Origin of the sequence: Pseudomonas taetrolens (genome assembly GCF_900475285.1) — a bacterium.
Taxonomy (GTDB): domain Bacteria; phylum Pseudomonadota; class Gammaproteobacteria; order Pseudomonadales; family Pseudomonadaceae; genus Aquipseudomonas; species Aquipseudomonas taetrolens.
On the sequence record NZ_LS483370.1, the window covers coordinates 2935989 to 2948291 of the forward strand.

The window sequence follows — 12303 nt, forward strand, 5'->3', positions numbered from 1 at the left end:
CCGCTGACGAGGCACGAAGGCTACTGCATCAGTGGCGGCGTTTGAGGGTATTGGAAGGGAGCTCGCCAAATTGCTGGCGATAGCTGTCAGAAAAGCGCCCGAGGTGCAGAAAACCGTAGTCCAGGGCCAGCTCGGTGAGGCTGCGCACTGAACAGCTCGGATCGCTCAGGCAACTGTGGATCCGCTCCAGCTTGCGCTGGCGGACATACTGCAACGGGGTCACGCCCAGTTCCCGCTCGAACAGCACATACAAGGAACGCTGGCTCATGCGGGCTTGCGCCGCCAGGTCTTCGGCACCGAGGTCCTGTTTCAGGTTGCGCTCGATGTAATCAAGGATGCGCTCGATGCTGGCGCTCGGCGACGCCAGGCATTCGCGGGTGATGTTGGTGGTCATGAGCGTCAACAGTTTGCTGCCGACAATCTGCGTGTAGTGTTCCTGCACCCGCAACAGCGGGTCGATGGCCTCGGATTCCTGACAGACCATCGCGAGCAGGCCGAGGAATCCCTCCAGCTCATCAAGCTGGTAATGGTTGCGCAAAAAGCGCACACCGCCGGCCGGGCGTTTCCAGCGCTGCTCGTCGCAGACCGATTCGAGCACCGTGACCGGCAGCTTGAGGATGAATTTTTCGCAATCCTGCGAGTAGGTCAGGTCGACCGGATCATCCGGGTTGATCAGCAACAGCTCGCCCGGCACCAGATAGTGCTCGCGCTTGGGGCCGCGCCACAGGCAATTGCCACGCAGCAGCACCTGCAGGTGGAAGATGCTTTCCAGGGCTGGCGACGTCACACGCACACTGCCGCCGTAGCTGATACGGCACAGGTCAAGCTCGGCAAATTTGCGGTGGTTGAGGCTGGCCTCGGGACGGGTGGTCCTGGACAGGCCGATACAATGCTGGCCGACATGCTGGTTCACATAGTCAGACACGGCATGGGGGTCTGCGTGTCGGAACACGCTACTGCGCTCACTCAGCAGGCGGCTATCCATCGGCTAGGCACTCAATCAATTTTTTTAATTATTTTGCTCATCATGCACGCCAGAGTACCTACGTGCGGGCTGACATATCAATTAGATACTCGGCCAACAGGCCGATAACCGAACACTATCCGCCCAGTGGTTGAGCTGTTGCCCATTCCGCAAAAAAACATGATTCCGGGCGATTACCGGCCATCTGCCTTTGTCCCGTTCCGCGCCTCGACATACTCTGCCTCCTCTAAAAATAATCCCACGAGCACTTCCATGTTTATGCGTCTACGCCCTGCCCCTTTGTACCTTGCGTTGTTCAGCGCACTGACGGCCACCACCAGCCAGGCGGCCGATCCTGCCTGGGTCGATCCAGCGGTTGCGTCGGTCAATCAGGACGTTATCGCCCTGCGCCACACAATTCATCAGCACCCCGAACTGGGTAACCTGGAGTTCAAGACCGCGGCCCTGGTGGCCGAACAGCTCAAGGCCCTGAACATCGACGTGCGCACCCAGGTCGGCAAGACCGGTGTCGTCGGTGTCCTCAAGGGCGGCCTGCCCGGCCCGGTCGTGGCCCTGCGCGCCGACATGGACGCCCTGCCCGTCAAGGAGCTGACGGGGCTGTCTTTTGCCAGCAAGGCCAGCGGCATACGCCAGGGTAAAACGGTCCCGGTGATGCATGCCTGCGGTCACGACACCCATACCGCGATGTTGCTGGGCGCAGCCAAGGTGCTGGCCCAACACCGCGATCAAGTGCGAGGCACAGTGGTGTTTTTGTTTCAGCCCGCCGAAGAGGGGGCTGCCGACGTGGACGAATTCCAGAGCGATACGCTGATTGGTGCGCAAGCCATGATCCGCGATGGCGCGCTGGACTCGCCCAAGGTTGAAGCCATCTTCGGCGTACACGTGATGGCGGGCTATCCGACCGGCCACCTGTATTACAAAGCCGGCACCGTGCTCAACAGCAGCGACGCCTTCCGCATCAGCCTCAAGGGCCGGCAGACCCATGGCTCGGCGCCCTGGAGCGGGGTTGACCCGATAGTCGCCAGCTCGGCGGTGATTGGCGGCCTGCAGACGCTGGTCAGCCGACGTGTCGACCTCAGCCAGGGCATGGGCGTCATCAGCGTTGGCACCCTCAATGGCGGCTCTGCAGCCAACATCATCCCCGAAACCGTGGAAATGACCGGGACCATTCGCAGCAACAACGCGACTATCCGCGATACCCTCCTGAAAGAAATGCCGCCAATGGTCCAGGGCATCTCCAACGCCTATGGCACTGAAGCGAAACTGGTAGTGGCCAATATTGCGCCGGTCACGCGCAATGACCCGAGCCTGACCGAAGCCATGATCCCGGCGCTGGAACGGGCGGCCCCGGGCAAAGTGCACGCGCTGACCTCTTCCCTGTCCCCCAGCGAGGACTTCTCGTATTACGCACAAAAAGTCCCGGGGCTGTTCGTGTTTCTGGGAGCTACCCCCGAGGACCAGGACATGAGCAAGGCTGCAAACAATCACAGCCCCTACTTCACCGCCGACGATGCAACCCTGGCCACCGGGGTTAAGGCCCATGTGCAGTTCGTGCTGAACTACCCGGACCGCGCTGACAAGTCATGACAATCGGGGCAGCTCACCGGCCCGGAACACGACCGGGCCCACCCTTTTCAAGACGTCTGTAGCGCACCACGACACTTTCGGACAGATCCGCGGCTGAGGGAGTGACATTCACACAGGCCGATCCTAGTATCGGCCAGCGCACAGGCGCGCCCAAAAAAATAATGCATGGAAATTCAGATAATGCCCTTCTCCCGTACCCTGCTCGCCCTTTCCCTTGGCATGGCATTGCTGCAAAACCCGGCCTTTGCTGCGCCACCCCTGTCGATGACCGACGGCGTAGCTCAAGTGAATACCCAGGACAGCAATGCCTGGGTCGAAATCAATAAAGCCGCGTTCGAGCACAACATACGGACTCTGCAAACCGCCCTCGCCGGCAAGTCGCAGATCTGCGCCGTACTCAAGGCGGATGCCTATGGCCACGGTATCGGCTTGTTGATGCCCTCGGTGATCGCCATGGGTGTTCCCTGTGTCGGTGTCGCCAGCAACGAAGAAGCCCGCGTCGTGCGCGAGAGCGGTTTCAAGGGTCAACTGATACGCGTGCGCACCGCTGCCCTGAGCGAACTGGAAGCTGCACTGCCGTACAACATGGAAGAGCTGGTGGGCAACCTGGACTTCGCGGTCAAGGCCAGCCTGATTGCCGAGGATCACGGTCGCCCGCTGGTGGTGCACCTGGGTCTGAATTCCAGCGGCATGAGCCGTAACGGAGTGGACATGACCACCGCTCAGGGCCGTCGTGATGCGGTAGCTATCACCAAGGTGCCAAACCTGGAAGTGCGGGCGATCATGACCCACTTCGCGGTCGAAGATGCTGCCGACGTGCGTGCCGGGCTCAAGGCCTTCAATCAGCAAGCCCAATGGCTGATGAACGTGGCCCAGCTTGATCGCAGCAAGATCACCCTGCACGCGGCCAACTCGTTCGCCACACTGGAGGTGCCCGAATCGCATCTGGACATGGTCCGCCCCGGCGGCGCGCTGTTCGGCGACACCGTACCGTCCCACACCGAGTACAAGCGGGTCATGCAGTTCAAGTCCCACGTGGCGTCGGTCAACAGCTACCCCAAGGGCAACACCGTCGGTTATGACCGCACGTACACCCTGGGCCGCGACTCGCGGCTGGCCAACATCACCGTCGGCTACTCTGACGGCTACCGCCGCGCGTTTACCAATAAAGGGATTGTGCTGATCAACGGCCATCGCGTGCCAGTGGTGGGCAAAGTCTCGATGAACACCCTGATGGTGGACGTCACTGACGCGCCGGATGTGAAAAGCGGCGATGAAGTGGTGCTGTTCGGGCACCAGGGCAAGGCCGAGATTACCCAGGCTGAGATCGAAGACATCAACGGTGCACTGCTTGCGGATCTGTATACCGTGTGGGGCAATTCCAACCCTAAAATCCTGAAAGATCAGTAAACCGTATATTGAACGAGGCCGCTGCAGCGGCCTCTGTCCTGCCGCGCATACCGCACTTCCCCTCCCAGTGACATCACCCCGCGCGCCCTTCACACACCTTCGACACTCCCGTAATCGGTGCACCTGGAATACATGGCGGTTTCCGACAGTGCAGCGCGTGTCTGCCCGGCATCCATCGCCAGGCAAATCCACTTGAATGCGCACTGGGGCATGGATGAACCGCAGTCGCCATGCCCTCCTGAAACGGGCTCCCGACTGCCGGAGAGCCTTTCACTGCGCCGAACCCGAGCACAGAAACGGAATCTCCCATGAGTACACATTCCTTGGCGGACGGGCTGGTGTTTCCCATGCACCGCGGCCCCTTCCAGAACAACGGCGCCTCACCGTGGTACGCCACCGTCACCGTGGGCACCCCACCTCAACCGCTGAAGCTGGCGATCGACACCGGCACCCACATCACCTGGGTGTCGTCGACACTTTGCCCGCCTGACCAATGCCAGCATTTCGCGGGCAATCGCTTTGATTACCTGGCCTCCCGGACCTTTGCCTTCAGAGACAGCACGCAGCACCCGTTCAGCTTCGGCCCCTGGGGCACGATGCAGGTGGAGTACGGGGCCGACGTGGTGACGATGCCCAATGGTGCCGCACTGGAGATGGAGCTGTTTCTGGCGGCCCATTACGCGGGCAAGCAGTTTCGCCAACTGGACTGGGACGGCGGAATCGGCCTGCCCTCGAGCGCCCCTGACCTTGAAAGTCATCCATCACTGCTGTTCCAGGCGTTGCTGGAAAATGGACAGATCAACCCGGACCAACCCTATGTCAGTTTCGACTGGGACCCGCTGACCCGTCGCGGCAGTTGCCGGATGGGCGCCGTGGAGGCGTCGAAAATCCAGGGCCCCCATGTGTTCCTGCCGTGGTCGCCGTACCTCGCGCAACCCGGCATGGAATACATCTGGTCGACTGAACTGAACAGCTACTCGGTCAACGGCGAAACCCTGGCGACCGATATCAGCTTTGCCCTGGACTCCGGCTCCTCCCGATTCAAGGGCGATGACCGGTTGATGCGGCAAACCCTGGAACGCATTACCCACGGAGGGGATTCGCAGGTCGTCCTCGGTTTTGCCGACGGCGAGATCACTCTGGGGCCCGATCAGTACAATGTGCTGATTGAAGAAGGACCGGAGCACGGTCAGACACGTCCGCAGTTCGAGCCGATTGGCCTGCCCGATCTGGTGCTGGTCGGCTCGCTGGTGATGGAGCATTGCTACACGGTTTACGAGTACCGGGTCGTCGCGGGCAGGTCGCACGGCCATTCACTCGAACCCGTCGGCATCTGGCTGTTCAATCGCCCCGACGGCCCCCGGATCATCAGCCGTTCTTCGTCACGCCGTTTCACCCCCGGCTTGCCAGCCAAGCGGCCAATCCCGCCCGACTCTGCAGGGTCGGTGGCCGGTACCTGGAAAAACGACTACGGCTCGATGATGACCCTCAGCGTTTCCGGCAATCGGGTGAGCGGTCTTTATCAGTCCTCGACCGGGGCCACCGGAACCTATGAAGTGAGCGGATTCCAACTGGGTACCGACCCGGCGCACAACCTGGGACGGCCCGTGGCCCTCGCCATCGGCTGGCAAACCATAGACAAGACACCGGCCGTCCCCAGCAGGAACTGGTCATCCGGGCTGTGCGGCCAGATCAGCGTCATCGGCACTGAAGAAGTGCTGACGCTCTCACATTTGCTGGTGGCGAGCAGCGACTTCCCGGGGGTGTTCAACCAGGGTAACTACATCGACAAACTGGTCTATCGGCGTTCCCCACCCCTACCCAACGCAACCGCGACTGTTGTCGTACCCCGACGATCCACGACGAAGAACCCCTTGAGCGGCAACTGGAAAGCCGCAGACGGGACACGCCTGAAACTGACTGTCGACGCTGCCGGGCCAGACCTGCCGGGCCGGGTCCACGGCTATCTAAGCTCCGCACAGGGCCAGACCGAGGTCTGCGGCTTCACCGACATCAGTGCTTCGGCCAGCGACCTGACCTTGCAGTCCGTGAGCATCAACGCCGTGCAGGCTTCGAGCGTCATGTCTTTGTGCGGCGCGCTGAACCTCAAGGATGACGTTCTGAATCTGCTGATTCTTACCAGTGCGCCGACGCCCCCCACGCAAACCTATGTGCAAACGCAAATTGCCCCGATCGCGTTCAAGCGCAAGCCTCGCTAGCCTCGCTGCAACTGGCCTGGCACAGCTCACGCAACTGCTGCACGAGCTCCTTGCCTGCCCGGCTCAGGCCACTGCGCGCATACAGCGCCAGACGCACCCCCTGAATATCCGGCAAGCCGCTGCCGGCCGCGAGTATCCGGTGCCCGGTGCCCACCACCCGCACCGGCAACAAACTGATACCCAGCCCGGCGGCCACGGCGGCGCACACACTGGCCAGGCTTGAACTTGAATAACCAATGCGCCAGCGCCAGTCATTGACCTCCAGGTGATACAGCATTTCGTGACGATACAATCCGCCGACCGGGAACGTCACCAAAGGCAACGGATCCCGGCCCAGGGCTGGCGTGCTGTCGCTGTCAACCCAGCACAGCGGTTCCGGCCAGGACACCAGGCAATCGTCGCTGGCTCCCATCTGCTTGACCAGCAACAGGTCGAACTCACCCCGCCGATAGAGCCGGGTCAACTCTGGCCCGAGACCACTGGTGACCTCCAGGCGCACACTCGAATGCTCCAGGCCAAAGCGTGACAGCAAAGGCATCAGGCGCTCGGCGGCAAAGTCCTCCGGAACCCCAAGGCGCAACACCTCTTCGTTTTGCTGGTGGAGCAGTACATCACTCGCCTCTTCATGCAGGGCCAGGATGCGCCGGGCGTAACCCAACAGCCGTTCGCCCTCGGCCGTCGCCTGCACCCGGCGCTGATCCCGGTCGAGCAACTTGCAATCCAGGCCCTGTTCAAGGCGCCGCACTTGCTGGCTGACGGTGGATTGTGTGAGGTGCAGGCGTTCCGCGGCCCGGGTGAAGTTGGCGCAATCCACCACCGCGACAAAGCTGCGTAACAACTGGGGGTCGAACACGAGGTCACCATTCCTGATGCCACTGATTGGCATGATTATATTTAATTTCAGAATACATCAGTCACTGACCATACTCGCACCTCATCAAAGATGACTGCGATCGCCTCTTCAACCAGACCCAGGAGCGTCCCGATGCACGACGATCAACACTACCTGCAGCATGCGATCACCTTGGCCCGACGCAATGTCGAAGCCGGTGGCCGACCGTTCGCTGCGCTGCTGGTACGCGACGGCCAGGTGCTGGTCGAGGCCGTCAACGAAATCCACCTCAGTCAGGACCCCACCGCCCATGCCGAATTGCTGGCGATTCGTGCGGCGAGCCGGCAACTGGGGGCACGCCTGGATGACTGCGTGATTTATGCCACCGGCCAGCCCTGCCCGATGTGCTTGAGCGCCCTGTATTTATGCGGTATCGCCCGCGTGGTGTTTGCCGCCAGTAACGAAAGCGCTGCCGCGTTCGGCCTGTCGACGGCAGCCATCTACGAACAGATCAGCCTGCCCCTGAAGGACCAGCGCCTGCCGATACAGCATGTGCCCCAGGCCAGCATGACCGCGCTCTATCACGACTGGCAGGCCCGCCATGCCGGTCACTGAGTCGAACCTGCGCCGCCTGGGCGCCTGGGCACTGCTGATTGCGCTGGGGCTCAACCTGCGGCCGTTGCTGAGTTCCATCAGCCCGCTGTTGATGGACATCCGCGACGCCACCGGCATGAGTTTCAAAAGCAGCGCGTGGCTCACCGGCCTGCCCGTGGTGTGCATGGGCCTGGTGGCGTTGTTCGGGATTCGCCTGGAAGCGCGACTGGGCCAGCGGCGTGGCGTGGCCTTGGGCCTGGCGATGATTCTGCTGGCCTGCGCGGCGCGGTTGCTGTTCAGCCAGGCCAATGCCCTGCTCACCACCGCTTTGCTCGGTGGCGCGGGCGTGGCCCTGATCCAGGCACTGGTGCCGGGCTTGATCAAGCAGCAGTTCCAGCAACGGGTGGCGCTGGCGATGGGGGTCTATTCGGCCTCGCTGATGGGCGGCGGCGGTCTGGCCGCTCTGTTCAGCCCTTGGGTGGCCAACCACTTTGGCCAATGGCAGGCCGGGCTCGGAGTGTGGCTGATACCGGCAGCGCTGGCCCTGCTGCTGTGGTGGCGATTGCCCTTCAGCGCCCGCCCCAAGGTTTCGACCCGCTCGCCCGATGCCTTCTGGCACAACCGCAGAGCCTGGTTGCTGGCGCTGTACTTTGGTCTGGTCAATTGCGGGTACATGAGCATGGTGGCCTGGCTACCGGCCTACTACCTGCAACTGGGATGGAGCGCCACCCAGAGCGGCACCCTGCTGGCGTTCATGACCATTTTCCAGGTCATCGCCGCCCTGCTGATGCCAGCGCTGGCGCAACGCCAGACCGATCGCCGCCTGCTGCTTGCCATCAGCCTCAGCGCCCAGGCCATCGGCTTTGCCGGCCTGGCCTTGTGGCCCCTGCAAGCCCCGCAACTGTGGGTCGCGCTGATCGGCTTCGGGCTGGGCGCCTGCTTTGCCCTGAGCCTGATCCTCACCCTCGACCACCGACGCGACCCGCAACAGGCCGGGCAACTGGCGGCGTTCGTACAGGGCATCGGCTTTTTGATCAACGCCCTGTCACCCTGGATGAGCGGCTGGCTACGGGAGCTTACCGGCAGTTTCGTCAGCGCCTGGTGGGTGCTCATCATCACCGTACTGACGATGCTGATCCTGACCCGTCGGTTCAGCCCGGGCAGCTATCGGGAGGCTCCGCCCGCTACGGCGTGTGCCGTGCATGCCGGTTGATACGGGCCGCGCCTTCGACCATACGAAAAAGGTCATTTTGGCAGAGAATTGGCGCATTTTTGCGTAAGGACATTCTGCAATACACAGGCCGTCCGATCTGACAAACAACCGTGCACGCACGCGACATGCCCCGGCCAGACGCAAAAGACTCGTTGTGCATGACAGGGGTGCGACTGACTGCTGAAAATGGCCTGGCTTGCGCGTTCAAACGCTCACGGGATAGGGTCACGCGCTTATGTCAAAAGGACCCTGCCATGAACACCAAAACCCAATGGATAATCACGACGGCGAGCGCAATGATTTTTGGTTGCGCAAGCGGAGCCTTTATCTACCTGCAGTACTCATCGCAACAGTCGAGACAAATTGGCCGCATCGAAGCCGAGAACAGCTTCCTGAAAGATCAGGTCAGCCATTTGAAACAAGACAACACCGCGCTTCGGCTCAAGGTAGATGAGTCAACCGCCGCCAATAACCTGCACCTCGTGGAAGCTTCGCACTTCAAAAGCCAGCTTCAACAACGAGACACTCAGCTCGCGCAAGCAAACCGGCAAATAGAACAACTGTCCGGGCAAGCCCAGCGATTTGCAGCCCTGGCCGACAGCTCGAAGCGCTGCGCCCCCGATCGCGAAGAGATTGTCGAATTGCAAAAAGAGCTCGCCGGTCGCTCCTTTGCTTCGCTCGGCCACCCACCGGACGCGCAAAGAAAAGCCGAGATCAACGCCTTGCTTGATCAGCACCACAAAACCTTGCAAACCTGCCTGTCTGCGAAGGCCTAGCCCTGCGTCATCGCCTCCCGGCCCGCAGGCTTACGCGTGGCGCTGCCTCCAACCGGACAACATCAAGGCCATGCCTGGCACCAGCAAACCCGGTGCCATGTAGGCGAATGTCAGATTGCTGAGCAGGCCGACCAGGCCAAAAACGCTGCCGCAAATCACCAGGGGGAAGCCCACCAAAAACATCGGATTACGAAACGCCTTGGTCATACCCCTTTCCCCTTAATATTTTGGCACTCCCGCCTGACCCTACCGCAATGTCCAGCAGGATATAACCCCTTGCTGCGCAGGCTGGCGCTCGCCACGGCTCAAGGCGGGTGTTCGGCGACACCTTGCCGACCCTTTAGATACATTCAGTTACAATCTGCAACCTCCGCAAAACTTGCTTTCAAGAACTTAAAACTCGAACCCCTTATCTATATTCCTGCACGAGCCTGAATTGATACCCTGCTCGCTTATTCCTGAGGTTAATAAAATGCGAATGACATTGCCTGCACTCGTTATAGGCATCCTGGTTACACAAGGCGCAATGGCCGCCGGAGATGGTACGGCCGCTGTCGGAGGCGGTCTCGGCGGTGCGCTGGGGAATATCGTGGGCCAACAATTGGGCGGTTCGACAGGAGCCGCGGTCGGGGCTGGCGTCGGAGGTGCTGCCGGCAGCGCGATCGGAGCTCCTAGAGGGAACAAAACCGAAGCGGCCATTGGCGGGGGCGTCGGCTCGGCCGGTGGCTCGATCATCGGCAATAAGCTGGGAGGCTCGACCGGCTCCACCATTGGCGCCGGACTCGGCGGCGCAGCCGGCGGCGCGATTGGTAATAACCTGGGTGACGATGACAATCACCGCTCCAATGGCAAGCATAAGCACAAGCATAAGAACAAACACAAAAACCACTGATGAACTGAGTTCAGTTCAACGCAAAAGCCCGGCCAGTGCCGGGCTTTTGCTATTTCGTCTTTGGATCAGCACGCTGCCAACCGTGAATCGACCGTCACCCCCGGCGTCCCTGCCCCGATGGGTGCCCAAAGCGCATCAATCGTCGTCGCGGTCATCATCACGATCGCGGTCACGGCGCCGGTCATAACGGCGATCATACTCACGGCGGTCATAACGATGATGATCGTCCCGGTCGTAATCACGTCCCCGATCGTATCCACGATCACGATCGCGGCTGTATCTGTCGCCATCATCCCAATGGTGTACGCACCCTCCCAAGAGGAGAACACCGGAAACGGCCAAGAGCATTTTTGCTAAGCGCTTCATTTAAAGGTCCTGAACACAAAGGTCGGGGGTTTGACCATCAGAGCGCAAAATGATTCCTCGGCGAGCTTGTGTTCTCACCCTATTCGGAACACATAACGCACATGGCAAAACGCCGCTCAAGGAGCGGCGTTTTGCTTGGCGCTGTGCGCGGGAACGAGGTTCACCCGAGATTCAGGCGCCTCAGGCGTTACAGTCCCACGGACGGTCGCCGTTCTCGTCTTTGATGCGGGTCGGCAGGCCCATCACATCCAGCGCCTTGAGGAACGGCTCGGCCGGCAACTCTTCGACGTTGGCCATGCGTTGCACGTCCCACTCGCCACGAGCGACCAGCAGCGCTGCCGCGACAGGCGGCACACCGGCGGTGTAGGAAATGCCCTGGCTGTCAGTTTCTGCGTAGGCATCTTCATGATCGGCGACGTTGTAGATGAACACCTCGCGCGGTTGACCGTCCTTGGTGCCCTTGACCAGATCACCGATGCAGGTCTTGCCGGTATAACCGGGCGCCAGCGAGCTCGGGTCAGGCAATACAGCCTTGACCACTTTCAACGGCACGACTTCCAGGCCCTCGGCGGTCTTGACCGGCTGCTCGGAGAGCAGACCGAGGTTTTTCAGAACGGTGAACACATTGATGTAGTGTTCGCCAAAGCTCATCCAGAACCGTACGTTCGGCACGTTGAGGTTCTTCGACAACGAGTGCACTTCATCATGGCCGGTCAGGTACAGATTCTGCGCCCCGACAACCGGCAGGTCGTCAGTGCGCTTGACTTCGAACATGGTGTTGCTTGTCCACTCGCTGTTCTGCCAGCTCCACACCTGCCCGGTAAATTCACGGAAGTTGATTTCAGGGTCGAAGTTGGTAGCGAAATATTTGCCATGTGAACCGGCATTGACATCGAGAATGTCGATCGAATCAATGCGGTCGAAATACTGTTGCTGAGCCAGCGCTGCATAAGCGTTGACCACACCCGGGTCGAAGCCCACACCAAGGATCGCGGTGATGTTCTTCTCTTTGCATTCCTCGAGGTGATTCCACTCGTAGTTGCCGTACCAGGGCGGCGTCTCGCAGATTTTGCCCGGTTCTTCGTGGATGGCAGTGTCCAGATAGGCCACGCCCGTATCGATGCAAGCACGCAGCACCGACATGTTGAGGAACGCGGAGCCTACGTTGATGACGATCTGCGATTCGGTTTCGCGGATCAGGGCCTTGGTCGCTTCGACGTCCAGGGCGTTCAGCGCAAAGGCTTTGATTTCGGCAGGCTGCTTGAGGCTACCCTTGGCCTTGACGCTGTCGATGATGGCCTGGCATTTGGAGATGTTGCGCGACGCGATAGCAATACGACCGAGTTCGTCGTTGTGCTGCGCGCACTTGTGGGCCACCACCTTGGCGACACCTCCTGCACCAATGATAAGAACGTTCTTTTTCAATTGC

13 protein-coding genes are annotated in these 12303 nt (G+C 60.8%); 7 read left to right on the forward strand and 6 right to left on the reverse strand.

Annotation, left to right across the window (positions count from 1 at the left end; translation table 11 throughout):
• Positions 1–28: 28 nt before the first annotated feature.
• Positions 29–985, reverse strand: a complete 957-nt coding sequence (locus DQN55_RS13360) for an AraC family transcriptional regulator (RefSeq protein ID WP_048382006.1) — start codon at positions 983–985, stop codon at positions 29–31.
• Between the two features lie 252 nt (positions 986–1237).
• Here DQN55_RS13360 and DQN55_RS13365 point away from each other — a divergent pair, with 252 nt between their 5' ends.
• Both DQN55_RS13365 and alr read left to right on the forward strand, forming a co-directional pair.
• Positions 1238–2572 carry an amidohydrolase gene (locus DQN55_RS13365; protein ID WP_082150751.1) on the forward strand — a complete coding sequence of 445 codons (1335 nt, stop codon included), beginning with the start codon at positions 1238–1240 and terminating at the stop codon, positions 2570–2572.
• Between the two features lie 180 nt (positions 2573–2752).
• The gene (gene alr / locus DQN55_RS13370) at positions 2753–3982 is read left to right on the forward strand and encodes an alanine racemase (protein WP_048382005.1); all 1230 of its coding nucleotides are present in this window, start codon (positions 2753–2755) and stop codon (positions 3980–3982) included.
• 89 nt (positions 3983–4071) lie between these two features.
• On the opposite strand, the gene DQN55_RS22535 is transcribed toward alr, so the two are convergent.
• Entirely contained in the window at positions 4072–4194 is a 123-nt protein-coding gene (locus tag DQN55_RS22535) for a hypothetical protein (protein ID WP_268876082.1), read from the reverse strand.
• 96 nt (positions 4195–4290) lie between these two features.
• Here DQN55_RS22535 and DQN55_RS13375 point away from each other — a divergent pair, with 96 nt between their 5' ends.
• Complete coding sequence (locus tag DQN55_RS13375; RefSeq protein ID WP_048382003.1) at positions 4291–6201, forward strand: avidin/streptavidin family protein; 1911 nt, start codon at positions 4291–4293, stop codon at positions 6199–6201.
• Here DQN55_RS13375 and DQN55_RS13380 read toward each other — a convergent pair.
• Positions 6182–7054 carry a LysR family transcriptional regulator gene (locus DQN55_RS13380; protein WP_048382001.1) on the reverse strand — a complete coding sequence of 291 codons (873 nt, stop codon included), beginning with the start codon at positions 7052–7054 and terminating at the stop codon, positions 6182–6184. The two genes, DQN55_RS13375 and DQN55_RS13380, sit on opposite strands and share 20 nt — an antisense overlap.
• A 132-nt stretch (positions 7055–7186) precedes the next feature.
• Between DQN55_RS13380 and DQN55_RS13385 the strand changes: the two genes are divergently transcribed.
• The 3 genes from DQN55_RS13385 (at position 7187) to DQN55_RS13395 (ending at position 9616) form a co-directional block, all read left to right on the forward strand.
• On the forward strand, positions 7187–7648 hold the full coding sequence (locus DQN55_RS13385) for a nucleoside deaminase (protein WP_048381999.1): 462 nt from the start codon (positions 7187–7189) through the stop codon (positions 7646–7648).
• Positions 7635–8840: a CynX/NimT family MFS transporter gene (locus DQN55_RS13390; protein WP_048381997.1), complete on the forward strand. Its 1206-nt coding sequence runs from the start codon at positions 7635–7637 to the stop codon at positions 8838–8840. The genes DQN55_RS13385 and DQN55_RS13390 overlap by 14 nt, the downstream gene beginning before the upstream one ends.
• A gap of 254 nt (positions 8841–9094) precedes the next feature.
• The gene (locus tag DQN55_RS13395) at positions 9095–9616 is read left to right on the forward strand and encodes a hypothetical protein (protein ID WP_048381995.1); all 522 of its coding nucleotides are present in this window, start codon (positions 9095–9097) and stop codon (positions 9614–9616) included.
• Between the two features lie 30 nt (positions 9617–9646).
• On the opposite strand, the gene DQN55_RS22300 is transcribed toward DQN55_RS13395, so the two are convergent.
• Positions 9647–9823 (reverse strand): hypothetical protein, encoded by a 177-nt coding sequence (locus DQN55_RS22300; protein ID WP_162837534.1) that lies wholly within the window; start codon positions 9821–9823, stop codon positions 9647–9649.
• A 265-nt stretch (positions 9824–10088) separates the two neighbouring features.
• Between DQN55_RS22300 and DQN55_RS13400 the strand changes: the two genes are divergently transcribed.
• The gene (locus tag DQN55_RS13400) at positions 10089–10508 is read left to right on the forward strand and encodes a glycine zipper domain-containing protein (protein ID WP_048381993.1); all 420 of its coding nucleotides are present in this window, start codon (positions 10089–10091) and stop codon (positions 10506–10508) included.
• 135 nt (positions 10509–10643) lie between these two features.
• Here DQN55_RS13400 and DQN55_RS13405 read toward each other — a convergent pair whose 3' ends face one another.
• Together DQN55_RS13405 and DQN55_RS13410 are read right to left on the reverse strand one after the other, a co-directional pair.
• Entirely contained in the window at positions 10644–10874 is a 231-nt protein-coding gene (locus tag DQN55_RS13405) for a hypothetical protein (RefSeq protein WP_074702953.1), read from the reverse strand.
• Positions 10875–11054: 180 nt separating this feature from the next.
• On the reverse strand, positions 11055–12299 hold the full coding sequence (locus DQN55_RS13410) for a saccharopine dehydrogenase family protein (protein WP_048381989.1): 1245 nt from the start codon (positions 12297–12299) through the stop codon (positions 11055–11057).
• Between the last annotated feature and the right edge of the window lie 4 nt (positions 12300–12303).

Bases quoted from the DNA above. Each gene is read 5' to 3' on its own strand.
- DQN55_RS13360 (WP_048382006.1), bottom strand. From the start codon at position 985: ATGGATAGCCGCCTGCTGAGTGAGCGCAGTAGCGTGTTCCGACACGCA.
- DQN55_RS13365 (WP_082150751.1), top strand. From the start codon at position 1,238: ATGTTTATGCGTCTACGCCCTGCCCCTTTGTACCTTGCGTTGTTCAGC.
- alr (WP_048382005.1), top strand. From the start codon at position 2,753: ATGCCCTTCTCCCGTACCCTGCTCGCCCTTTCCCTTGGCATGGCATTG.
- DQN55_RS22535 (WP_268876082.1), bottom strand. From the start codon at position 4,194: ATGCCCCAGTGCGCATTCAAGTGGATTTGCCTGGCGATGGATGCCGGG.
- DQN55_RS13375 (WP_048382003.1), top strand. From the start codon at position 4,291: ATGAGTACACATTCCTTGGCGGACGGGCTGGTGTTTCCCATGCACCGC.
- DQN55_RS13385 (WP_048381999.1), top strand. From the start codon at position 7,187: ATGCACGACGATCAACACTACCTGCAGCATGCGATCACCTTGGCCCGA.
- DQN55_RS13390 (WP_048381997.1), top strand. From the start codon at position 7,635: ATGCCGGTCACTGAGTCGAACCTGCGCCGCCTGGGCGCCTGGGCACTG.
- DQN55_RS13395 (WP_048381995.1), top strand. From the start codon at position 9,095: ATGAACACCAAAACCCAATGGATAATCACGACGGCGAGCGCAATGATT.
- DQN55_RS22300 (WP_162837534.1), bottom strand. From the start codon at position 9,823: ATGACCAAGGCGTTTCGTAATCCGATGTTTTTGGTGGGCTTCCCCCTG.
- DQN55_RS13400 (WP_048381993.1), top strand. From the start codon at position 10,089: ATGCGAATGACATTGCCTGCACTCGTTATAGGCATCCTGGTTACACAA.
- DQN55_RS13405 (WP_074702953.1), bottom strand. From the start codon at position 10,874: ATGAAGCGCTTAGCAAAAATGCTCTTGGCCGTTTCCGGTGTTCTCCTC.